This is a genomic window from Meridianimarinicoccus roseus (assembly GCF_003172915.1).
In the GTDB taxonomy this organism is placed as follows: domain Bacteria; phylum Pseudomonadota; class Alphaproteobacteria; order Rhodobacterales; family Rhodobacteraceae; genus Meridianimarinicoccus; species Meridianimarinicoccus roseus.
This window is the reverse complement of record NZ_QGKU01000044.1, coordinates 22905-42473: the sequence shown is the minus strand read 5'-3', so window position 1 is coordinate 42473 and position 19569 is coordinate 22905. Positions and strand designations below refer to the sequence as shown.

Annotated in this window: 19 protein-coding genes, 1 tRNA gene and 1 pseudogene; 11 read left to right on the top strand and 10 right to left on the bottom strand. The window is 65.6% G+C overall.

Annotation, left to right across the window (positions count from 1 at the left end; genetic code table 11):
• The 5 genes and pseudogenes from DKT77_RS14135 to DKT77_RS14115 form a co-directional block, all read right to left on the bottom strand.
• Positions 1–802 (bottom strand): annotated as a pseudogene (locus tag DKT77_RS14135) (IS110 family RNA-guided transposase); the annotation flags it as partial.
• A gap of 342 nt (positions 803–1144) precedes the next feature.
• Positions 1145–1221, bottom strand: a tRNA-Arg gene (locus DKT77_RS14130).
• A 103-nt stretch (positions 1222–1324) separates the two neighbouring features.
• Positions 1325–2725 carry a sensor histidine kinase gene (locus DKT77_RS14125; RefSeq protein WP_109812334.1) on the bottom strand — a complete coding sequence of 467 codons (1401 nt, stop codon included), beginning with the start codon at positions 2723–2725 and terminating at the stop codon, positions 1325–1327.
• Positions 2726–2767: 42 nt separating this feature from the next.
• A complete protein-coding gene (locus DKT77_RS14120; protein ID WP_109812333.1) occupies positions 2768–4183 on the bottom strand; it encodes a dihydrolipoyl dehydrogenase family protein in 1416 nt (471 codons plus the stop codon).
• A gap of 3 nt (positions 4184–4186) precedes the next feature.
• Entirely contained in the window at positions 4187–4918 is a 732-nt protein-coding gene (locus DKT77_RS14115) for a TVP38/TMEM64 family protein (protein ID WP_109812332.1), read from the bottom strand.
• Between the two features lie 292 nt (positions 4919–5210).
• On the opposite strand from DKT77_RS14115, the gene rpmH reads away from it, so the two are divergent.
• From rpmH to yidD, 3 genes are read left to right on the top strand one after another with little or no spacing between them, the layout of a single operon-like run.
• A complete protein-coding gene (gene rpmH / locus DKT77_RS14110) occupies positions 5211–5345 on the top strand; it encodes a 50S ribosomal protein L34 (protein ID WP_027241708.1) in 135 nt (44 codons plus the stop codon).
• 16 nt (positions 5346–5361) lie between these two features.
• On the top strand, positions 5362–5799 hold the full coding sequence (gene rnpA, locus DKT77_RS14105) for a ribonuclease P protein component (RefSeq protein ID WP_109812331.1): 438 nt from the start codon (positions 5362–5364) through the stop codon (positions 5797–5799).
• Positions 5796–6050 carry a membrane protein insertion efficiency factor YidD gene (gene yidD / locus DKT77_RS14100; protein ID WP_109812330.1) on the top strand — a complete coding sequence of 85 codons (255 nt, stop codon included), beginning with the start codon at positions 5796–5798 and terminating at the stop codon, positions 6048–6050. Before rnpA ends, yidD begins: the two co-directional genes overlap by 4 nt.
• A gap of 21 nt (positions 6051–6071) precedes the next feature.
• On the opposite strand, the gene DKT77_RS14095 is transcribed toward yidD, so the two are convergent.
• The gene (locus DKT77_RS14095) at positions 6072–7049 is read right to left on the bottom strand and encodes an alpha/beta hydrolase (RefSeq protein WP_109812329.1); all 978 of its coding nucleotides are present in this window, start codon (positions 7047–7049) and stop codon (positions 6072–6074) included.
• Positions 7050–7182: 133 nt separating this feature from the next.
• Here DKT77_RS14095 and ttcA point away from each other — a divergent pair, with 133 nt between their 5' ends.
• The 6 genes from ttcA (at position 7183) to yihA (ending at position 13829) form a co-directional block, all read left to right on the top strand.
• Positions 7183–8088, top strand: coding sequence for a tRNA 2-thiocytidine(32) synthetase TtcA (gene ttcA / locus DKT77_RS14090; RefSeq protein WP_109812328.1), 906 nt, complete (start codon positions 7183–7185; stop codon positions 8086–8088).
• Positions 8089–8178: 90 nt separating this feature from the next.
• Positions 8179–9711, top strand: coding sequence for a putative bifunctional diguanylate cyclase/phosphodiesterase (locus tag DKT77_RS14085; RefSeq protein ID WP_238547904.1), 1533 nt, complete (start codon positions 8179–8181; stop codon positions 9709–9711).
• A gap of 266 nt (positions 9712–9977) precedes the next feature.
• Positions 9978–11792, top strand: a complete 1815-nt coding sequence (gene yidC, locus DKT77_RS14080) for a membrane protein insertase YidC (RefSeq protein ID WP_109812326.1) — start codon at positions 9978–9980, stop codon at positions 11790–11792.
• Positions 11789–12535 (top strand): MOSC domain-containing protein, encoded by a 747-nt coding sequence (locus DKT77_RS14075; RefSeq protein ID WP_109812325.1) that lies wholly within the window; start codon positions 11789–11791, stop codon positions 12533–12535. The genes yidC and DKT77_RS14075 overlap by 4 nt, the downstream gene beginning before the upstream one ends.
• A complete protein-coding gene (locus DKT77_RS21375; RefSeq protein ID WP_109812324.1) occupies positions 12532–13173 on the top strand; it encodes a CatB-related O-acetyltransferase in 642 nt (213 codons plus the stop codon). The genes DKT77_RS14075 and DKT77_RS21375 overlap by 4 nt, the downstream gene beginning before the upstream one ends.
• Complete coding sequence (gene yihA, locus DKT77_RS14065; RefSeq protein WP_109812323.1) at positions 13170–13829, top strand: ribosome biogenesis GTP-binding protein YihA/YsxC; 660 nt, start codon at positions 13170–13172, stop codon at positions 13827–13829. Before DKT77_RS21375 ends, yihA begins: the two co-directional genes overlap by 4 nt.
• A 70-nt stretch (positions 13830–13899) precedes the next feature.
• On the opposite strand, the gene DKT77_RS14060 is transcribed toward yihA, so the two are convergent.
• Positions 13900–14637 carry an SDR family NAD(P)-dependent oxidoreductase gene (locus DKT77_RS14060; protein ID WP_109812322.1) on the bottom strand — a complete coding sequence of 246 codons (738 nt, stop codon included), beginning with the start codon at positions 14635–14637 and terminating at the stop codon, positions 13900–13902.
• 121 nt (positions 14638–14758) lie between these two features.
• On the opposite strand from DKT77_RS14060, the gene argB reads away from it, so the two are divergent.
• Positions 14759–15625: an acetylglutamate kinase gene (gene argB / locus DKT77_RS14055; RefSeq protein ID WP_109812321.1), complete on the top strand. Its 867-nt coding sequence runs from the start codon at positions 14759–14761 to the stop codon at positions 15623–15625.
• 27 nt (positions 15626–15652) lie between these two features.
• Entirely contained in the window at positions 15653–16159 is a 507-nt protein-coding gene (locus DKT77_RS14050) for a SixA phosphatase family protein (RefSeq protein WP_109812320.1), read from the top strand.
• Between the two features lie 21 nt (positions 16160–16180).
• On the opposite strand, the gene DKT77_RS14045 is transcribed toward DKT77_RS14050, so the two are convergent.
• From DKT77_RS14045 to DKT77_RS14035, 3 genes are read right to left on the bottom strand one after another with little or no spacing between them, the layout of a single operon-like run.
• Positions 16181–16966: an amino acid ABC transporter ATP-binding protein gene (locus DKT77_RS14045; protein WP_420798320.1), complete on the bottom strand. Its 786-nt coding sequence runs from the start codon at positions 16964–16966 to the stop codon at positions 16181–16183.
• Positions 16967–16981: 15 nt separating this feature from the next.
• Positions 16982–18280 (bottom strand): amino acid ABC transporter permease, encoded by a 1299-nt coding sequence (locus DKT77_RS14040; protein ID WP_109812319.1) that lies wholly within the window; start codon positions 18278–18280, stop codon positions 16982–16984.
• 1 nt (position 18281) lies between these two features.
• A complete protein-coding gene (locus tag DKT77_RS14035; protein WP_109812318.1) occupies positions 18282–19496 on the bottom strand; it encodes an amino acid ABC transporter permease in 1215 nt (404 codons plus the stop codon).
• Positions 19497–19569 lie beyond the last annotated feature (73 nt).

The window sequence follows — 19569 nt, the reverse complement described above, 5'->3', positions numbered from 1 at the left end:
TTCGTCGTGGCCCCGAGCCGCTGCTTGCCGCCGGTCGAATGCTGCCGCGGCACCAGACCCAGCCAGGCGGCAAAATCCCGGGCCTTGCGGAAATGCTCGGGCGGCGGGGCGAGGATCGCGATGGCCGTGGCGATCAGTGGCCCGATGCCCGGAACCGTCATCAGCCGTCGCGCGACCTCGTTCTCCTTGGCGCGACGGGCGATCTCGGCATCGAGCGTGCCGATCTCGGCCTCCAACTGCGCCAGCGCCGCGATCAGGACCTTGAGTGTCGGGATGGCATCGGCGGGCAAGCCACTTCCCGAGTCTTCGACGATCGCAATCAGTTTCGACGGATTGGCTGCGCCTTGCGGCACGACCTGCCCGAACTCACCCAGATGTCCGCGCAAGGCATTGATCGCTTGCATACGTTGCCGGATGAGGAGTTCGCGGATGCGGAACACCATGGCCGCCCCTGGGTCTCTTCGCTCTTCACGGGCACGAAGCGCATTGTCGGACGGGTCGCCGCTTCACAGATCGCCTCAGCATCAGCGGCGTCATTCTTTTGCCGCTTTACGAAAGGCTTCACATAGGCGGGCGGGATCAGTCGCACATCGTGGCCGAGCTTGCCGATCTCCCGGCCCCAGAAGTGGGCGCCGCCGCACGCTTCCATCGCGACAACGCACGACGGCAGCCGGCTGAAGAATTCCAGAACCTGGCCGCGCCGAAGCTTCTTGCGCCAAACTGCGCGCCCCGCGCCGTCAGCTCCATGCACCTGAAACACATTCTTCGCAAGGTCGAGCCCGACCGTGATAATCTCCGACATGACCGTCCTCCTTTGTGGATAATCGCAGACCCACCTTGGAACATTGATGCCGTCGGGGGGCGGTCACATCATCAACGCCGCCCGGAACCCTCCGTGCTGGAAACGGGCAAAGTCCTGACCGAATAACCGCCTTGAACTTACACCGAAGGTCGCAGTCACTGCGGCCCTTTTCGCATCTGCCGTGTGCTCAAACGGCAACACAAGAGAAGTATTTACCAGAAAATTCGGACTCGTCGCAGCAAGGCGAGCACCAAGAGCAAAACCGAAAATTGTCTAAGTCCCAATCATCTTTAGACACACATGGTACAAAATTGAGTAGCTACAGGTTCTTGGGGGATGTCGTGGCGCGCTGGGGAGGATTCGAACCCCCGACCCCTTGATTCGTAGTCAAGTACTCTATCCAACTGAGCTACCAGCGCGTGAGGCCGCTGTTTAGTCTGGCGCTCCAATGACTGCAAGCGGAAAAGTGCGGCGAATATCGGGCATCGCAACAGGCACCCCCGCGGGCTGGACAGCCCGTCCCTAATCGCCTGTGGCGCGTGGCCGGGCCGGGCCCTTGGGCAGGTCGATCGCGAACGCCGTGCCGCCCGCGTCGCTGGACACTAGTGTCAGAGTACCCCCGTGACCGCGCACGAGTTCCGCCGCGATCACCAACCCCAGACCGATCCCCCCCTTGCGGAAACTGCCCTGGAACGGAGTGAACAGATGATCGCGTGCCTTGGGCGGCAAGCCGGGGCCGGTATCCCGGACAACGATGCGCCAATCGGTTTCCGTTTCGGCGGCCTCGACATGAACCGCACCCGCCTTGCCGGTCGCGTCGATCGCCTGCCGGGCGTTGCGCACCAGGTTCCCGACAACACGCAGCAGCTGGTCCGCATCGCAGCGCAGCACGAGTCCGGGCGGCACATCGTTCACAAGTTCGGCCCGTGACTCGCCCATCGCGATCCGTTCGTTGTCAAGCGTGTCCTCCACCAGCGCATGCAGAACGTGGCGGCCCAGCTTCGGTGGCGGCTCCTCGGCCTTGCCGAAAGCCAGCGTGCCCTCGCACAGGCTGACGGCTCGGCTGATCGATCCCACGAGCTTCGGGGCGGACCGCTTCACCCGCGGATCGTCGCTGGCTTCCATCGTATCCGCAAAAAGCTGCGCGGTCGTCAGGATGTTGCGCAGATCGTGGCTGACCTTCGCCACTGCCCCGCCAAGTTGCGCCAGCCGTTCCTTCTGCCGCAGCGCGCTCGTCAGGTCGGTCTGCATCGCCTGCAACGCAACTTCGGCATCGCGCAACTCCCGCACGGTGGCAGATGGCGTGATGATCCGGCGCGCGTCTTCCGGCGCCTCAGCATAGGTCTGCATGTGTGCAACGACATTGCGGATCGGTGTCACCATCATCCGCCGCACCGCGAAGAACAGCAGGCTCGCCGTCAACGCCGAGATCAGCGCCGACAGCAGCAGGATGCGCAGCCCATAGTCCAGCATCGCCGCCCGGAGCGGCATCGCATCCATCGTCACCTCGATCAGCAACCCGGCGTCGCGGGTCGGATTGCCGATCACCCGTATGATCTGGTCGTCCGATGTCATGAGCCGCCACAGCGCGTCACGGATCAACTCCGACGCCAGCGGATCGCGCAGATCGTATGTATCCGAGATCGGCTGCGGAATGGGCGACGACAACACAAGCTGCCGCATTTCGTTGCGGCGCAGCACGACGTTGTAGACTCCGGCATTTTCAAGCAGTTCCTGTTCCAGTTGCGGGTCCAGCATGTCATCGGCCAGCAATGCCAGCGACGCGATCTGCGCCCGTTCCAGCCGGTCCAGCAGGTAGTCCTGACGGAACCGCGACACGGACGGCACGAAGATCATGACCTCGGCCAGCATCACGAACAGGACCGTGAGAATCAGGAAGCGGCCCGACAAGGAGTTCAACATTTCGGCCCCGGTGATCCCCTGACTGCGTGCCTCGTCGCGGCCTCAGGGCAGGACGCGCTGAACCAGCCGCACGACCCGCTTGACCGTCTCGTTCTCGAACAGACGAGGGCTGAAATACGCCCCGGCTGCCCGTTTTCCAATCTCGCCCAAGGTGGGATAGGGGGCAACCATATTCGCAACCGCCGACATCTTAAGCCGATTGGCGATCACCAGCGCCCAGAGCGCGATCAACTCGCCCGCCTGCGCCCCGACAATGGATGCGCCGACGGGGCGACCCTTGACCACCATGACCTTGATCAGCCCGGTGGTCTTGCCCTCCGCGACGGCGCGATCGTTCTGGTCATAGGCAAAGCGCACGACCTCAAGCCGCGCCCCGTGGGCCTTGCGGGCCTGCGCCTCGGTCAGGCCGACCTGCGCCAGTTCCGGGTCGCAGTAGGTCACCCAAGGGATGTGATCGGTGCGCGCCTTGGCGGGCAGGCCGAACAGGATCGACCGGATCACGACGCCCGCGTGATAACCCGCGACATGAGTGAACTGCATCCCACCGGCAGCATCGCCGATGGCATAGATCCGACGATTCGAACTGCGCAGCCCGGCATCCACCGTCACGCCCTTTGGGGTATGGGCCACGCCCGCCGCGTCAAGCTCCAGCCGGTCGAGGTTCACCCGCCGCCCGACCGCCACCAGCAGGTGCGTGCCGCTGACTGCCCCGCCGGAGGTGTGTACGGTGATCCGGTCGCCCTCGGCGTCCACCCGTTCGGCGGCGGTCTCTTCCAGCACCTCGATCCCCTCGCCACGCAGCCGGTCCAAAAGGATCGCCGCCAGCTCCGGATCGTCCTTGCCCATCGCCTTCTGCGCCTCGATCACGGTCACCTTGCAACCCAGCCGCTTGTGCGCCTGCGCCATTTCCATCCCGATCGGGCCGCCCCCGATGACGATCAGGTGCTCGGGCCGTTCGCGCAGGGCAAAGATCGTCTCGTTGGTGTGATAGGGAACATCGGTCAGGCCCGGGATCGACGGCACGAAGGGTCCAGATCCGGTGGCGATCACGAAGCGGCGCGCGCGCACCGTCGCATCGCCCGCCACCACTTCGCGCGGCGAGGTGAAGCGCGCCCAGTCCCGGATCACGCGGATGCCGAAGCCCTCGAACCGCTCCTGGCTGTCATGCGGCGCGATGGTGGCGATGGCCCGCGCCACGTGATCCTTGGCCGCGGCGTAATCGATCTGCGGGTTGACCGGGGTGATGCCAAAGGCGGCGCCATCCTGCATGGCTTGGGCGTGCTTGCCCGCCGCGATCAGTGCCTTGGAGGGTACACAGCCGTAGTTCAGGCAGTCGCCGCCCATTTCATGGCCTTCGATCAGCACGACGCTGGCCCCCATCTGCGCCGCGCCAGCCGCGACCGACAGGCCGCCGGAACCAGCGCCGATGATGCAAAGGTCACATTCGATACGTTCCATGGCTTACAGACCTTTCTTGCCGCGCACGGCCTTGAGGAACATCGGAAGCGCGGCCAGAAGGCACAGGCCGAGGATTGGCAGCAGGATGTTCGGGCTGAAGATGATCCCCAGGTCGGGCGTCTCGCCGCGAGCGAAGACCTCGCCCAGTCCAGCCCCGACCGAGGTATAGACCAGGGCGCCGGGAATGATCCCCACGAACGTGGTCAGCGCATAGCGCCCCAGCGGGACGCCGACCAGCGCGGGCACGAGGTTCGCCACGAAGAATGGCACCGCAGGCACAAGGCGGATCAGCAGCAGCATCTCCCACTGGTTCGCGTCGATTCCCTCCTTGATCCGGCGCACGGTGCCTGTGGACGCGTCCATCCGCGCCGCAAGCCGTTCGCCCAGGCCCCAGCGTGCGGCAAGGAAGATGCCCACCGCACCCAGTGTCGCACCGGCGACGTTGAACAGAACCCCGGGAAAGGTGGCGAACAGGAAGCCACCGGTCAGCGTGGCGATGGTCGCGCCCGGCAGGCTGAAGGCGACGATGACGGCATAGAACGCCACGAAGCTCAGCGCGGTGGCGACATAGTTGGCGTCCCGGAACGCCAGCAGCGCCTCGCGGTTACGGGCCAGCGCGTCGAAGCTGATAACGTCGCGCAGCGTGATGGCCCCGATGACGGCGACTGCGGCCACCAGGATCAGGGGCAGTCGGCGCGCGAAGCCGGTCTTGCGGTCTTGCGTGGTTTCGGTCATCGGGAGGGTCCTTTGGTCCAACGGTGTCCTACACGTGCCCTACGGCGTCCATCCGGCCTAGCCCCCCTCACGCCGGGGTGATGCGCCCCGCTTGCTTCGTGACCGGGCGTGCGCATTGTTACAGCCCGGACCAACAAGGTGCGCGCTCGGGCCTGACGGGCATCGCGGATTGTTGCAGTTTTCGCCGCCCGGTGAATTGACGCCGCCGGATTTTGCCCCTAAACGCGGGGCTTCGAATTCCACCGGCCCGCGAATCCACCTGCGCAGGGCCGCAACAGACGGAGACGGCGCGATGAAACGCACCTTTCAGCCCAGCAACCTGGTCCGCAAGCGGCGCCACGGGTTCCGTGCGCGCATGGCGACGAAAGCCGGCCGCAAGATCCTGAATGCCCGCCGCGCGCGCGGTCGCAAGGAACTGAGCGCGTAACAGCGCCCGTTCCGCCGTGACCGGGCCCGACAGCCCAGCCACCGACCTGCACTCAGCCGCCGTGCCGCGCACAGGCGGCTTTGTTGCGTCGGACACCAAGGTGATCACCACGCTGGCGCAGCGGGCCGATTTCCTGGCCGCTGCCCGCGCCCGCCACCGTGCGACGCCCGGCTTCGTTGTACAGGCCCGACAGCGGCCGGCCGCCGCGCCGGGTGCTGCGGGTATCCGGGTCGGGTTCACCTGCTCCAAAAAGGTCGGCAACGCCGTGGCGCGCAACCGCGCCAAGCGCCGCCTGCGCGCCATCGCCCGACTGGTGCTGCCGGTCCACGGACGCCCGGGCTGGGACTACGTCCTGATCGGCCGCCGGGACGTGACGGCTTCGCGCGACTTCTGGCAGCTTCAGGCCGACCTTGCCGCCGCGCTGGCCAAGCTGCACGCGGCGCACGCACCATGACACCCGCCGCGCGGCTTCTGGCACTGCCCGTGCGCGCCTACCGCCTGCTGCTGTCACCCTGGGTCGGCCACGGCTGCCGCTTCCAGCCCACCTGCTCGGCCTATGCGCTCGAGGCGCTGGAACGACACGGCGCGCTGCGCGGCGGCTGGCTGACACTCAGGCGGCTTGTGCGCTGCCATCCCTGGGGCGGCTCCGGCATCGACAACGTGCCGGATTGCGCCCCGCCGCGCGCCCGCGACCCGCACGGGTGACAGGGCCACTTCGGCGGCGGGTCAGCCCGGCCCGGCGGGCACCGCCCGCAGCGCAAGCACTCCGCCCGCCTGCTCCAGATCCCGCGTGCTCAGGCTGTGACGGTCCGTATCGCCCATGATCGTCTCGTAGGCGTCGCGCAGGAATGTCTGATCGGTGAAATACCAACGGTGCCCGGCGAACTCGTCGCCGCGGTACTGCTCAGCCACCGCCGCGAACCGGGCCGAGCAGTCCACGTCCACGGCCTTGCGCGGCGACTGCGGGGGCAGGCCGACCCGCCCGGCCCGCGGCGCGACGCCGACCCTCTTGATGTTCGACAACGACAGCACGTTGTCGAAATGGTTGTAGTAGTTGGTCAGCCTGTTGCAGTGCCGATAGAGCGAACTGGCCTTCGGATTGCCATCCTCCATAGAGCCGGCCGAGATATCCGCGCCAAACAGCAGCACCTGACTGACCGACCAACTGACCGACGCCAGCGAACGGCGGTCGTCTGCATAATCGAACGCCTCGCGCACGACATAGCTGCCCATCGAATGTGCCAGGATGTGCAGGTTGATCTCGCAATCCGGGCGCTGCAACCGCACGAAGCTTTCGATGCCCTCGCGCACCAGCAGGTTCGCGGTCTGTTTGGCGTCCCAGCGATCCTCGATATAGTTCAGCGCGCTGTCGGCAGACGGCCAGTCATAGCCGATCACCGCGCCGCTGAAGCCCTGCGCGGCAAGCCCGGTGCGCAGGTGGCGCAGCCGCGTGAGCATCGTTTCGGGCGAATGGTTGTAGCCGTGCACGTAGATCACCAGATCGCCCATCGGCTGGTGCGTCTCGATATTCATGCGCCCGGTGGCACCGTCCAGCACGTCGCGCAGCCAGTCCGATTTGCGGACCTGGTGACCAGGCAACGGCGCGGCGGCGCCCTGCGGAACGGTCAGGAACCGCGCGGGCCCCGGTTCGCTGGTGAACTCGCCCCGGCTGACCTTTCGCACCGTGATCACGTAGTCCTGCATTCTCGCGCCCCTCTGCTGTTGCCCTGCGGCCCGCCGCAAGGTTAACCGCGCCAAAGCCCGCGATGCGAGGAAAATCAGCCCTTGCAGCGGCTTGCGCTTGCCCGAATCCGGGCGCGGCGCTAGGGCAAGCGTCATGCTTGACGATGCAGATGACATTCACCCGCTGTTCCACGGCGCCCCGGCAACGACCGAGTTCCGCAAGCTGCGCAAGCGCATCGTGCGGCAGGTCCGCGAAGCGGTGGACGCCTATGGAATGGTGGACCGTACCGAAACCGCCACCCGGCCGCGCTGGCTCGTGTGCCTGTCCGGCGGGAAGGACAGCTATACCCTGCTGGCGGTGCTGCACGAACTGCAGTGGCGCGGCCTGCTGCCGGTGGACATTCTCGCGTGCAATCTCGACCAGGGCCAGCCCGGCTTCCCCGCCACCGTGCTGCCCGAGTTCCTCGAGCGCATGGGTGTGCCCCACCGGATCGAATATCAGGACACCTACTCGATCGTTGTGGACAAGGTGCCTGCCGGCCGGACCTATTGTGCGCTCTGCTCGCGGCTGCGGCGTGGAAACCTCTATCGCATTGCCCGTGAGGAAGGCTGTACGGCGGTCGTGCTGGGCCATCACCGAGACGACATCCTCGAAACCTTCTTCATGAACCTGTTCCATGGGGGGCGGCTGGCCACCATGCCGCCCAAACTGGTCAACGAGGAAGGTGACCTGTTCGTCCTGCGGCCACTCGCCCATGTGGCCGAGGCAGACTGCGACCGCTTCGCACGAGCGATGAGTTACCCGATCATCCCGTGCGATCTGTGCGGCAGCCAGGACGGGCTTCAGCGCCAGCAGGTCAAGAAGATCCTCGACGACTGGGAGGCACGAAGCCCCGGCCGCCGCCAGGTGATGTTCCGCGCGCTGACGAACGCGCGCCCGTCGCATCTTCTCGATTCCGGGCTGTTCGACTTTGCCGGGCTCGCCGTGTCGGGCGCGGTCGGCCAGGGAGCGACTCCCGCGACGGAGCCCGGCCCGGGCGATCCGCCAAGATTTGAATAAAATGCACCTCAACTCGCACCGGGCGGATTAACACCCCGGATACCCGGAAGCGGCCATGACAGGGACATGACGGCTTGCGAAGGGGACGGCATGAGACGGGTGGCGGAACGGAAGGCAGCATTGCGCTCGGCGCTGTCGCGCGCCCTCACGACGGCGCTGGCACTTCTGCCATTGCTCTGTGTCGGACTTGGGGTCGTAGGGGGCTGGTCCCTTGCGCTGGTAGGGGCCCTGATCGGCCCGGCGATGCTCGTGGGCCTGTCACGCCTGCCCGAACGCAGCACAGCGACAGCGCCCGCCGCTCGGGCGGCCGACCCGCGCGATGCGCTCTGCGCCGCGTTGCGCGACACGCTGGCACGGACCGGAGCGGACAGGGCGCGCACGGCCTGCCTTCTGCTCCATGCCGACCGTTTGGGCGACAGCGCCGGGCAGACCGAGACACAGATCGTCAATGGCGCGCTCGAACAGATAGGGGCGCGCCTTTCCGCCGGTCTGCGCGGCGGCGACATGGTGATAAGGCTCGACGGGCCACGCTTCGGGGTCGTTCTTGACCCAGGTGGGGGTCCGACGGACCTTGAAGGGCTGATGCAGATCGCCGCCCGGCTGCACCGGGCCGCGACCGATCCGATCACGGTCGGCCCAGCGCGTTTGCGTCCCACCGCATCGCTGGGCCTGTGCAGCGCGGACAGCCTCGCAAGCCCCGCTGCCGCCGACATTCTGGACGGGGCCGAGACCGCGCTGATGGAGGCCCGCGCCGCGGGCGGCGGGGCGATGCGCGTCTTCGCCCCCGCAATGCAAGCGAGGCGCGCGGCGCGCGAAAGCCTTGTGACGGATGCTGCCCGCGCATTGGAAGACGGCGAGATCACAGCCTGGTTCCAGCCCCAGATCAGCACGCATACCGGCCGCGTCACCGGGTTCGAGGCGCTGGCCCGCTGGGATCATCCCGCACGCGGCACAGTCGCGCCGGGCGACTTCCTTCCCGCGCTCGATGCCGCCGGGCTATGCGAACGCCTGGGCGAGGTGATGGTCGAACGCGCCTTGCGAGCACTGGCATCCTGGGATGCCACCGGGGCGGAGGTTCCGGGCGTTGGCGTGAATCTCGGGCAGGCCGACCTCGATAATCCCCGACTCGCCGAACGGATCGCATGGCAAATCGACCGGTTCGACCTCGATCCGGGACGGCTGACGATCGAGGTTCTCGAAAGCGTGGTCGCGGCGGCGCCGGGGGACGCCACGTCGCGCAACATCGCCGCGCTAGCGGGGATGGGCTGCCATATCGATCTGGACGATTTCGGCACCGGCCATGCCTCCATCACCACACTGCGGCGCCTTCGGATCGACAGGATCAAGATCGACCGCTCCTTCGTGGCGAGCGTAGACAGCGACCGCGACCAGCAGAAGATGGTCACCACGATCCTTGCGATGTGCGAACATCTCGGGCTGGACACCCTTGCCGAAGGTGTCGAAACACCCGACGAACACGCAATGCTGGCCCAGCTTGGCTGCGGTCACGTGCAGGGCTACGCAATCGGCCGCCCGATGCCATTCGCCGAAACGGCGGGCTGGCTGCAGGCCCATGCGGCACGGCTTGGACCGGGGCCCGAATTGCGGCGCAGATCTCGCTGAAGTCGGCAGGGACGGCGCCGCCGCGACCGGCCACCGCCGCCCCCCCTATCGAGGCCCAAGCGCCGCGCCCTTTGCGGCCTCTTCTCCGCCCCGGGGACCTGCGGGACCGCGTCGCCTCGGGCCTTTGCCGCCGCGGCGCCACATTCCGGCCCGCTTCGGCACCCCGCACCCGCGCCACAACCTCGCGCGCGGGGGAAAAGCACTTGACCTTCCATCGCTGCGCCTGTTGAACCTGCCCAAATTCCATTGCCGGGGTAAAGTTCCACATGGACGACCAAAACAAGAACATGATACTGGCGACGGCTCTCAGTTTCCTGGTGATCCTCGTCTGGTTCCTGCTCTTTCCGCCAGAAGAACCGCCCGTGCAGACCGAACAGCCCGTGGCCGAAAGTCAGACCGGCGGCGCAGGCGACAGTGTCGCTCCGGTTCCGCCCGGCACCGATGCGCGTCCGGCTCTGCCGATCGATACCCGCGAGGCCGCGCTGGCAGACTCCGAACGCCTGACGGTACTCACGCCCGAGCTCTCTGGTTCGATCTCGCTGACCGGCGGGCGGATCGACGACCTGTCCCTGCGCAGTTACCGCGAAACGCTGGCCGAGGACAGCCCGATCGTCACGCTGCTGTCGCCGGTGGGGGGCGCCAACGCATACTACGCCCTCTACGGCTGGGCCCCCGGCGGGACGCTCGCCTTTGAAGACGTGCCGGGCGCCAACACCCAGTGGACCGTCGAAAGCGGCACCGAGCTGACCCCCGACAGCCCGGTCACGCTGCGCTGGGAAAACGGCAGCGGGCTCGTGTTCCGGCGCACGATCAGCATCGACGACAAGTTCATGATGTCGGTGACCCAGAGCGTCGAGAACACCACCGCCGACGAAGTGCGCCTCGCCCCCTACGGCATCGTTGCGCGGCATGGTGAACCGGACACCGTAAACTTCTTCATCCTGCACGAGGGCGTGGTCCGCATGTCTGACGGCGAACTTCAGGAAATCGACTATGGCGGGATGGCGGATCTTGAGGCGAATCCGGCCGAAGCGGCGCAAGTCGAGATCATCGACGTGGCCGAGAACGGCTGGGTCGGCTTCACCGACAAGTACTGGATGACCACGCTCGCCCCCGCTCCGGGACAGAGCTTCCGGTCGGTGGCGAAATACGTTCCCGGCGCTGACATCTACCAGACCGAAACCCGCCTGCCGACCCAGACCGTCGCTCCCGGCGCAACGGCAGAAGTGCAGACGTTCCTCTTCGCCGGGGCGAAGGAATGGGAAACCATCCGCAACTACGAGCGCGATCTGGGCCTCCTCGGGTTCCTCGACAGTATCGATTGGGGCTGGTTCTTCTTTTTGACCAAACCGATCTTCTGGCTGCTGCATGAACTTCACGCTCTTCTCGGCAACATGGGCTGGTCGATCATCCTGCTGACGCTCATCATCAAGGCTGTCCTGCTGCCGCTGGCTTGGAAGTCCTACGCTTCCATGGCCAAGATGAAAGAGCTTCAGCCCGAGATGGAGAAGCTCAAGGAACGCTGCGGCGACGACCGCCAGAAGATGCAGCAGGAGATGATGGAACTCTACAAGAAGGAAAAGGTGAACCCCGCCGCGGGCTGCCTGCCGATCCTTCTGCAGATCCCGATCTTCTTCTCGCTCTACAAGGTGATCTTCGTCACGATCGAACTGCGGCACGCGCCGTGGATCGGCTGGATCCGCGACCTTTCGGCGCCCGACCCGTCCTCGATCATCAACCTATTCGGCCTACTGCCCTTCGCCCCGCCGGAGCCCGGTTCAATCCTCGCGATCGTGTCGCTGGGCGTGCTGCCGATCATCCTCGGCATCTCCATGTGGCTACAGCAGAAACTGAACCCGGCGCCCACCGACCCGACGCAGGCGATGATCTTTGCCTGGATGCCCTGGGTGTTCATGTTCATGCTGGGCACCTTCGCCAGCGGGCTTGTGCTCTACTGGATCGCCAACAACGTGATCACCTTTGCACAGCAATACTTCATCATGCGAAGCCACGGCTACAAGCCGGACATCTTCGGCAACATCAAGTCGGGCATAAAGAAGCCGCGGACGAAGGATACATGACAACGACGCTTGCCGCCCTCTGGCGCCACCCGATCAAGGGGCATGGGCGCGAACGGCTGGCAAGCGTCACGCTGGTCCCGGGGCAGACATTGCCCTGGGACCGGACCTGGGCGGTGCTGCGCGAAGGCGCAGACGATCCGCAGGGGGACTGGAGCCCGTGCAACGCCTTCACCCGCGGCGCGGGCAGCCCGCAGCTGATGGCGATCACCGCCGACTTGAACGAAGCGGCAGGCGTCATCACCCTGCGCCACCCGGACCGGCCCGACATCACCTTTGACCCCGACGGCGAAACCGATGCGTTTCTCGACTGGGCGGCGCCGCTGGTGGCGGAGGGTCGCCCCGGCCCCGTCCGGGTCGTGCGGGCAGCGCAGCGGGGCATGACCGATACGCCCTTCCCATCCATAAGCATTTGCAGCACCGCATCGCTTGCGGCTCTGTCCGATGCCGTCGGTCACCCCCTGTCGCCGGATCGTTTCCGGGCGAACCTGTGGCTCGACGGGCTGGAACCCTGGACCGAGGCTGACCTCGTGGGCCAGGACCTGCGCATCGGCGGCGCCACACTGCGGGTCGAGATGCGCAACACACGCTGCCGCGCGACCGAGGCGAACCCGGACACCGGCGTGCGCGACGCGGACACGCTGGGGGCGCTGCGCAAGCTTTGGGGCCACATCGATTTCGGCATCTACGCCACCGTGACGGATGGCGGGACGATCCACGAAGGCGACACGGTGGTCCTCGCATGACCGGCCCCTCGCCCGACCGGCTGCATCCGCTGGACGCCACCGACCAGCTTGTGTTCCTCAAACCTCTGGCCGAGGGGCGGACGAATGTCACAGTCGGAGACTACAGTTATTATGACGATCCGGACGATCCGACCGGCTTCTTCGAACGCAACGTGCGTTACCATTTCGACTTCGTTGGTGACCGGCTGGTCATCGGCCCCTTCTGCGCCATCGGGCGCGGGGCGGTATTTGTGATGAACGGAGCAACCCACGCGATGGGCGGCTTTTCCACCTTTCCATTCAACATCTTCGGCGGCGGCTGGGAAGACGGGTTCGACCCCGCCACCTGGGCCGCGGGCAACCGGGGCGACACGGTGATCGGCGCGGACGTTTGGATCGGAATGGAAGCGGCGGTAATGCCCGGCGTCCGCATCGGCCCCGGCGCGATCGTCGCCGCGCGGGCCGTCGTCACGCAGGACGTGCCGCCCTACGCGGTTGTCGCGGGGAACCCGGCGCGCGTGGTGCGGCAGCGGTTCGACGACGACACTGTGGCACGACTCTGCGCGGTGGCGTGGTGGGACTGGCCGCGCGACAAGCTCATGCGTAACCTCGACGCGGTGCGCGGCGCCGATATCGCTGGCCTGGAGGCCGCCACATGACCACTCTGCCCTTCCCTCTGACCGAAGACCCGGACGAGGCCAGCCGCGAGCGGGGCCGCAAGTTCTTCGCCGCCGAAACGACCTTCGTGAAGGGGGTCGTCGCGATGTCCGGCTTGCCTCCGGCCGACCGGGTGGAGATCTGCTTCGCGGGCCGGTCCAACGTCGGCAAGTCCACCCTGATCAACGCGTTGACCGGCCGCAAGGCGCTGGCCCGCGCGTCCAACACGCCAGGACGGACACAGGAAATCAACTTCTTTCAAAGGGATAACCTGTATCTCGTGGACCTTCCCGGCTACGGCTTCGCCAACGCGCCTGTCGCGGTGGTGGAAAAGTGGCAGCGCCTGCTGAAAAGCTACCTTTCCGGCCGCGCCACGCTGCGCCGCGCCTTCGTGCTGATCGACAGCCGCCACGGGATCAAGGCCGTGGACGAGGAAATCCTGACCCTTCTGGATGGTGCGGCCGTTCCCTTTCAATGCGTTCTGACCAAGGCCGACAAGATCAAGGCCGCGGAGCGCGACAAGATGCTGGCGCAGGTACGCGGCGCGCTGGCGGGACATGTCGCCGCCTATCCGGAGCTGATCCTGACCTCGTCCGAGACCGGGGACGGCATACCGACGCTGCGCAGCACGATCACCGGCCTGCTGGACCAGGGCTGATTTTCCGCGACCGACCCGGTCGGAACCCAGTCGGGATCGCGCAAGAGTCCGGCACGCGGCGCGCCGCGCGTCAGACGTGCTGACCGGCATTCACCTCGATTTCGGTTCCGGTGACGTAGCTGGCCGCATCCGAGCACAGGAAATAAATCACGTCGGCCACCTCGGACGGCTGGCCGAGCCGCCGCAGCGGAAGTTGCTGCACGATCTTGTCGGTGCCGGGGCTGAGGATCGAGGTTTCCACCTCGCCGGGCGCAATGGCGTTCACCCGCACGCCGTAGGGGCCGAAATCATGGGCCATCTCGCGTGTCAGAGCCGCGAGCGCCGCCTTGGACGTTGCATAGGCCGCCCCGGCGAAGGGATGCACGCGCGAACCCGCGATGGAAGTCACGTTGACCACCGCGCCGTTCGCCGCCGACAACTCGTCGCGCAGCCCCCGAGCGAGGATCACTGAGGCGAAGAAGTTGACGTGGAACACCTGCCCCCAGGTTCGCAGATCGGTATCAAGCGTGTTGAGCCGCTCGCCATCCGGCCCCTTGGGAGAGATGCCCGCATTGTTGATCAGCGCGTCGAGCTTGCCGTCGAGCTTCGCGCGGATGCCTTCGATCGCCGCGATCGTCCGGTTCGGGTCCGCAAGGTCGATCTGGATATGGTTGTCTTCGCCCCCCGGCCATGGGCAGCGCGGGTCGAAGGGCTGGCGCGAGCAGGTCAGCACCCGCCAGCCCGCGCTCGAGAACCGCTTGACGGTTGCGTGGCCGATCCCCCGGCTGGCACCGGTCAGAACTACGGTCTTCTGTCGCTGTTCGGTCATGTGGCAGCCTTCCCTGGTTGCCGCGCCGGGCCACCACTCGGCAGCCCCCGCACATTCCTGCCCCTTGGCACCGCTGCACGCAACGACTAACACCCTGCAGACACAGACGGGACCCCGAGGGATGAAAAAACAGAACGCCATGAAGCTGGACTGGATCGCAACCGCCCGCACTCTTTCGGAAGCGCTGCCCTATCTGCAGCGGTTCAACGGCGCCACCATCGTGATCAAGCTGGGCGGACATGCAATGGGCAGCGACGAAGCGATGCGCAGCTTTGCACGTGACATCGCGCTGATGAGTCAGGTCGGCGTGAACCCTGTGGTGGTGCATGGCGGGGGCCCCGCGATCAACGAGATGCTGGGCAAGCTGGACATCGCATCGGAGTTCGTCAACGGCAAGCGCGTTACCGACGCGGCCACGATGGACGTGGTGGAAATGGTGCTGGCCGGGCTGATCAACAAGCGCATCGTTGCCGCGATCAACGCCGAGGGCGGGCGCGCGGTGGGCCTGTCGGGCAAGGATGGCAACCTGATGGTGTGCAAGCAGACCGACCCCGCTCTGGGGTTCGTCGGCACGCCTGACCGGATGGACACGACCGTTCTGCGCACGCTGTTCGGCGCGCGAATGATCCCGGTGATCGCGCCGCTCGGCGTGGGCGAGGACGGTCAGAGCTACAACGTGAACGGTGACACGGCGGCCGGCGCCATCGCCGGGGCGCTGAAGGCGCGGCGACTGCTGCTGCTGACGGACGTGGCTGGCGTGAAGGACGAAAGCGGCGAAGTGGTGACGGAACTGACCGCAGCGCAGATCCGCAAGATGACCGAGGACGGCGTGATCGCGGGCGGGATGATACCCAAGACCGAGACCGCGCTGGCCGCGCTTCGGGCCGGTGTGCGGGCGGCGGTGATCATCGACGGGCGGGCACCGAACGCCTGCCTTCTTGAACTGTTCACCGATCATGGGGCAGGCTCGCTTATCCGCTCGTCGTGACCTGACAGCAACGCCAAGGAAACGCCTATGTCCCGCCGCCTGATCCTGATGCGCCATGCCAAGTCCGACTGGTCGGATTCCGACGCGTCGGACCACGCGCGGCTGCTGAACCGGCGCGGGCAGGATGCCTGTGTCGTGATCGGGTCATGGCTTGCGGCACGCGGTTACGAGCCCCAGCAGGTGCTGGTGTCGGACGCCGCCCGCACCCGCGAGACGTGGGCCCGGCTTGCCCCGGAATTGCACAATCCGGTTGATCCGGAGCCGGACCACGCCCTTTACCTGGCGCTGCCGGGCACGATGCTGGGCGCACTGCAGAAAGCCACTGCGCCCGTGGTGGCGATGATCGGGCATAATCCGGGCATCGGCACATTGGCCGCGGGGCTGGTGACGCACCGCCCGGAGCATCCACGTTTCGGCGCCTACCCGACGCTCGCGACCATGGTCGCCGATTTCCCGATCGACGACTGGTCCGAATTGCAGCCGCGCAGCGGCACGGTGGTGGATTTCATTGTCCCGCGCGACCTGACCGACTGACCGGCCGCGCGGCCCTCCTGATCAGTGACCCAGGATCTGGCTGAGGAAAAGCTTGGTCCGGTCGCTTTGCGGGTTGTTGAAGAACGGTTCAGGTTCGTTCTGTTCGACGATCTGACCCTGGTCCATGAAAATTACCCGGTTGGCGACCTGGCGCGCGAAACCCATTTCGTGCGTCACGCAAAGCATGGTCATCCCGTCCTCGGCAAGCTGGATCATGGTATCCAGCACTTCCTTGATCATCTCGGGATCAAGCGCTGAGGTCGGTTCGTCGAACAGCATGATCTTGGGACGCATGCACAGGCTGCGCGCGATGGCGACGCGCTGTTGCTGGCCGCCCGAAAGCTGGCCGGGATACTTGTTCGCCTGTTCGGGGATCTTCACCTTCTCCAGGAAATGCATCGCCGTTTCCTCGGCTTCCCTCTTGGGGGTCTTGCGCACCCAGATCGGGGCCAGCGTGCAATTTTCCAGGATCGTCAGATGCGGGAAGAGGTTGAAATGCTGGAAGCACATCCCGACCTCGGAACGGATCTTGTCGATGTTCTTGAGGTCCGAGGACAGGCGCGTGCCGTCCACGGTGATCGTGCCGTCCTGGTGTTCCTCAAGCGCGTTGATGCAGCGGATCAGCGTGGACTTGCCGGATCCCGACGGCCCGCAGATCACGATGCGTTCGCCACGATAGACGGTCAAGTTGATGTCGCGCAGCACGTGGAACGACCCGTACCACTTGTTCATGGCACGGATGTCCACGGCGACCTCGTCGGACACTTTCATCTTCTTGGGCGCTTCTGCCATCGATGTATCGGTCATGTCTGTCCCCAAAGCTCAGCGGTGGTCGGTGGCGAGCTTGCGCTCGAGATATTGCGAGTATTTCGAAATTCCGTAGGTGAACACGAAGAACAGCAGCGCCGCGAAGACGTAGAGTTCCCAGTACACACCGAACCAGTCGGTCGAGGACAGGATCGGACCCTTGATCATGCCGAGCATGTCGAACATCGAGATAATCGACACCAGCGTGGTGTCCTTGAACAGGCCGATGGCGATGTTCACGATGGATGGGATCGAGATTTTCAGCGCCTGGGGCAGGATGATCAGGCGCATGGACTGCCAGTAGTCCAGCCCGAGGCTGTCGCCCGCCTCGTATTGGCCCTTGGGCAGCGCCGCGAGGCCGCCGCGGATCGCTTCGGCCATGTAGGCGGCGGCGAACAGCGTGATCATGATGATGACGCGCAGGATCAGGTCGAAATTCGTGCCGGGCGGCAGGAAGTAGGCCAGCATCACCGAGGCCACGAACAGCAACGTGATGAGCGGCACGCCACGGATGAATTCGATGAACATCACGCAGATCATCTTGATGACCGGCAGGTTCGACTGACGACCGAGCGCGAGCGCGATCCCCAAAGGCAGAGAAAGCGCTATGCACGAGGTGCCAAGGATGAAGTTGATCATGAAGCCGCCGATCTCGCGGCTTTCGACGTAATCGAGGCGCAGCGGCACGATTGACGCCAGCGCGCCCGAAAGCGGCCCGACCAGCACGATCCAGAACGCCAGCGTGGCGGCCAGCCCGGCGACAAGCGCGCCGAAGAACGACATCCGTTCGAGCGCGCGGAACACGAAAAAGCCCGCCACGACCCCGGCCAGCGCCAGCGTGGGCACCCAGAGCGTTCCGCCCCAGATCAGCCAGTAGGCAATGAACGGAAAGAGCCCGGTGAACCACAGCATCTTGCGCGGCAGTTCGACGAACAGCACTGGCGCGAGCGCAACGAACAGCAGTACGAAGGCCAGGATCGCGCGGGGGTAGTGTTCGGACGGGTAGTTGCCGAAAACGAGTTGCGGCCAGCGTTCGGCGATCACCGCGAAGCAGCCGCCGGTAGCCCCTGCCAATTGTTCGCGGCAATCACGGATCGAGTCGGCGCGCCACACACCATTGGCAAGCCAGGGCACGATGGCGGCGAGCAGCAGGTAAAGGCAATAGAGCGCGATCAGCGTCATGATGCCGTTGCCGACGGAACTGAACAGGTTCGCGCGCAACCAGCGCACCACACCTGTTTCGGACACCGGCGGGGCGGATGCGGGCAGCGTGTCATGACGAACGAAGGCCTGAACCTTGGGCGCGGTGCTCATTTCAGCGCTCCTTCAGCTTGACGGCATTATTGTAGAGGTTCATCAGCCCGGCGATACTGAGCGAAATGATCAGGTAGAACAGCATCAGCAACAGGATCGCTTCGAAGCTGCGGCCGGTCTGGTTCAGCGTGATGCCGCCCAGCGTGCCGGTGATGTCCATGTAGCCGACCGCCGCGGCGAGAGAACTGTTCTTGGTCAGGTTCAGGTACTGCGAGATCAGCGGCGGAATGATCACGCGCAAGGCCTGCGGCAGGATCACCAGCCGCATGATCCGCCCCGGCCGCATCCCGAGCGCGGAGGCAGCTTCGGTCTGGCCCTTGCTGACCGCCATGATGCCCGCGCGCACGTTCTCCGCGATGAACGCGCCGGTATAGAGCGCAAGCGCAAACCACAGCCCGATGAGCGACCCGAAGATCTGGATGCCGCCCTGGAAATTGAAGCCACGCAATTCGGGGTATTCAAGCGTGATCGGGCGGCCGAGGACGAAATAAGCCAGCAATGTCGGCACGAAGAACAGCCCGATCGAGGGCCAGAATGTTTTGAGTTCTCGCCCGGTGTCGAACAGCAGCTTCACGGCGTAGCGACGCAGCGCGAAAATGCCGACGATGGAGGCGATGAACACAGCGACCACCAGAAACGAGCCCGGCTCCCAGACCGGCCGAGGGATGTAGACGCCGCGATTGGTGAAGGCGAAGGCATCCATCACCATCGATGCGGAGGGGTTTTCACCGCGGAACGCGTTGGGCGCGGGCAGCGCGTTGGACATCACCGAGAAGATGATGAGGATCCAGATCAGCACCGGCACGTTGCGGAAGATCTCCACGTAGCCGGACATCAGCTTGGCCACCAGCCAGTTCTTCGAAAGGCGCAGGATGCCGACGACGACACCGATAATGGTGGCCGTGACGCAGCCGAGGAAGGCGACCAGAAGCGTATTGAGGATGCCAACCACGGCCGCGCGCAGATGCGTGTCCGTGCTGGCGTAGGGGATCAGCTTCTGGTTGATGTCATACCCGGCCTGTTCGCCGAGAAACCCGTAGGAAATGTTCTGGCCAAGCGCCGCGAGGTTCTGCGTGGCATTCCAGGCCATCCAGCCGAACAGCAGGACAATGGCCATGAAGGCGATGATCTGGAAGGTGATCCCGCGATAGCGGGTATCGTTGACCAGCATGCTCAGCCGGAAGACTGGCTGCGACGGGTCGCTCATGGTGCTCATGTGTGGGGTCCTGTGCGCGTCGGGCGGCGGCGGCCGGCGTGGTGCGCGCGCCTTGGCAGCGCACCAGCGAAAA

Bases quoted from the DNA above. Each gene is read 5' to 3' on its own strand.
- DKT77_RS14045 (WP_420798320.1), bottom strand. From the start codon at position 16,966: ATGACCGATACATCGATGGCAGAAGCGCCCAAGAAGATGAAAGTGTCC.
- DKT77_RS14120 (WP_109812333.1), bottom strand. From the start codon at position 4,183: ATGGAACGTATCGAATGTGACCTTTGCATCATCGGCGCTGGTTCCGGC.
- ttcA (WP_109812328.1), top strand. From the start codon at position 7,183: ATGCTTGACGATGCAGATGACATTCACCCGCTGTTCCACGGCGCCCCG.
- argB (WP_109812321.1), top strand. From the start codon at position 14,759: ATGAAAAAACAGAACGCCATGAAGCTGGACTGGATCGCAACCGCCCGC.
- yidC (WP_109812326.1), top strand. From the start codon at position 9,978: ATGGACGACCAAAACAAGAACATGATACTGGCGACGGCTCTCAGTTTC.
- DKT77_RS14060 (WP_109812322.1), bottom strand. From the start codon at position 14,637: ATGACCGAACAGCGACAGAAGACCGTAGTTCTGACCGGTGCCAGCCGG.
- yihA (WP_109812323.1), top strand. From the start codon at position 13,170: ATGACCACTCTGCCCTTCCCTCTGACCGAAGACCCGGACGAGGCCAGC.
- DKT77_RS14085 (WP_238547904.1), top strand. From the start codon at position 8,179: ATGAGACGGGTGGCGGAACGGAAGGCAGCATTGCGCTCGGCGCTGTCG.
- rpmH (WP_027241708.1), top strand. From the start codon at position 5,211: ATGAAACGCACCTTTCAGCCCAGCAACCTGGTCCGCAAGCGGCGCCAC.
- DKT77_RS21375 (WP_109812324.1), top strand. From the start codon at position 12,532: ATGACCGGCCCCTCGCCCGACCGGCTGCATCCGCTGGACGCCACCGAC.
- DKT77_RS14050 (WP_109812320.1), top strand. From the start codon at position 15,653: ATGTCCCGCCGCCTGATCCTGATGCGCCATGCCAAGTCCGACTGGTCG.
- DKT77_RS14095 (WP_109812329.1), bottom strand. From the start codon at position 7,049: ATGCAGGACTACGTGATCACGGTGCGAAAGGTCAGCCGGGGCGAGTTC.
- DKT77_RS14035 (WP_109812318.1), bottom strand. From the start codon at position 19,496: ATGAGCACCATGAGCGACCCGTCGCAGCCAGTCTTCCGGCTGAGCATG.
- DKT77_RS14115 (WP_109812332.1), bottom strand. From the start codon at position 4,918: ATGACCGAAACCACGCAAGACCGCAAGACCGGCTTCGCGCGCCGACTG.
- DKT77_RS14075 (WP_109812325.1), top strand. From the start codon at position 11,789: ATGACAACGACGCTTGCCGCCCTCTGGCGCCACCCGATCAAGGGGCAT.
- DKT77_RS14040 (WP_109812319.1), bottom strand. From the start codon at position 18,280: ATGAGCACCGCGCCCAAGGTTCAGGCCTTCGTTCGTCATGACACGCTG.
- yidD (WP_109812330.1), top strand. From the start codon at position 5,796: ATGACACCCGCCGCGCGGCTTCTGGCACTGCCCGTGCGCGCCTACCGC.
- DKT77_RS14125 (WP_109812334.1), bottom strand. From the start codon at position 2,725: ATGTTGAACTCCTTGTCGGGCCGCTTCCTGATTCTCACGGTCCTGTTC.